The sequence below is a fragment of the Lactobacillus sp. C449L genome (genome assembly GCF_059900815.1).
Genome location: NZ_JBWXGA010000023.1, coordinates 1 through 796, shown reverse-complemented (window position 1 = coordinate 796; position 796 = coordinate 1). Strand labels below are relative to the sequence as shown.

Here is a 796-nt window from a genome sequence, read left to right as displayed (position 1 = left end):
GATAATGGGCGACGCGCCCCAGCCGGTCCGACGCCTCGTCGCCGAGCGCCATCAGGCGCGCCGTCTCGTCGCCGAGGCGGGCATGGCTCTCCTCGATCCGCCTGGTCATGATCTGGAGCACGCTTTCGAGCGCCGCGCTCTCGCCCTTGAGCGTCGTCACCGCGCGCAGGAAGCGCTCGCTCTCGCGGCGGCTGGTCCGGCCGAAGATCAGCCAGGCCAGCCCCAGCAGGATGAGCGGCGCCGATGCCGTCGCCACCGCCGGCACGATCGCCGCGAGGCCCGCTCCGGCGACGGTTCGCGCGAACAGCCAGCCCGCGGCCGCGATCCACAGCGCCGCGAGCAGGATCAGGACCGCCGCGAGGATCCTGGAGCCGGTGGGGGAGGGGAGGTCATGAGCGGGCGCATCGGCCGGCCGGTCGCCGGCGGACGTGCCGGGCCAGTCCTGCCGGACGCTGTGCTCCGCCGCGTCCGCCGGCGCATATCCTGGCTGTGCCCCCATCATCCCGGCACTTTACCATGTTCGGGTCGCCATGAAAGAGCCAAGGCCTTCCAAGCCGCGGCCAACGCCCTTATCCTTGGCGGCGTTGGGGGATCCGGCCGCCGGCGCGTTCGCCGCAATCATCTGCGCTTACCGGGAGACGCCGGAGGGGACGCTCCGCGCGCTGCTGCCCGTCGCCGGGCGCACGCTCGTCGAGCGGCAGGCGCGCTTCGCGGCGGCGGCGGGCGCCGCGCCGGTCATCCTGCTCACCGAAGGGGGCTCCGCGCCGCTCGCGGAGCCCCCTTCGGTGAGCAGGAT

General features: G+C 74.0%; 2 protein-coding genes. One reads left to right on the top strand and one right to left on the bottom strand.

Features of this window, described 5'->3' with window-relative positions; all coding sequences use genetic code 11:
- A partial coding sequence (locus tag AC2JF9_RS08045) for a hypothetical protein (protein ID WP_500726762.1) occupies positions 1-502 on the bottom strand: 502 nt, incomplete at its 3' end.
- An 82-nt stretch (positions 503-584) separates the two neighbouring features.
- Here AC2JF9_RS08045 and AC2JF9_RS08040 point away from each other — a divergent pair.
- A partial coding sequence (locus tag AC2JF9_RS08040) for a hypothetical protein (protein ID WP_500726760.1) occupies positions 585-796 on the top strand: 212 nt, incomplete at its 3' end.